Genomic DNA, 763 nt, shown 5'->3' on the forward strand with positions numbered 1-763 from the left:
AGCGGGCCGAGTGGTTGCGCCAACGTTGTTGCTCTGGCCCGTTCACGACACGTGGGCTGGTTGCGGAGCTTGCCGAGCGTGGCATCAAGACCGACCGCCGTGCTGTCTGGGTGTTTGTCCGGGCTGAAGGCTTGAGTTTCAAAAAAAACGGTGCTGCCAGCCGAGCAGACGAGACCGGACATCGCCCGCAAACGGCAACGCTGGAAGAACCACCAGCACCGGATCGAGGCTCATCGACTGGTCTTCCTTGACGAGACCTGGATCAAAACCAACATGGCGCCGCTCAGGGGCTGGGCACCACGTGGCCAGCGGCTCGCCGCTTCAGTCCCGCACGGCCACTGGAAAACCCTGACCTTCATCGCGGCCCTGCGCAGCGACCGTATCGACGCGCCCTGGGTTATCGACGGGCCGATCAATGGCGAGCTCTTTAACGTCTATGTCAGGAAAATCCTTGTGCCAACACTTGCCAAAGGCGACGTCGTCATCCTCGACAATCTCGGCAGCCACAAGGGGCAGGCTATCCGACGTGCAATCAGGGCTGCCGGCGCGCATCTCATCTTCCTGCCGCCTTACAGTCCAGACCTCAATCCCATTGAGCAGGTCTTCGCCAAGCTCAAGCATCTCATCAGAAAGGCCGAGCCACGAAGCGTCGAAACAACGTGGCGCACCGCCGGTCACATGCTCGACGCATTCGCGCCTGACGAATGCGCAAACTATCTTAGAAACTCAGGATATGCTGCCGTCTAAAAACAGCACGCTCTAG

Annotated in this window: 1 pseudogene; it reads left to right on the forward strand. The window is 59.9% G+C overall.

Annotated elements, in window-relative coordinates:
• Window positions 1-747, forward strand: a pseudogene (locus C3Y91_RS03440) (IS630 family transposase); the annotation flags it as partial.
• Between the last annotated feature and the right edge of the window lie 16 nt (window positions 748-763).

It is taken from the genome of Rhizobium ruizarguesonis, from assembly GCF_012349115.1.
GTDB classification, from domain to species: Bacteria; Pseudomonadota; Alphaproteobacteria; order Rhizobiales; family Rhizobiaceae; genus Rhizobium; species Rhizobium ruizarguesonis.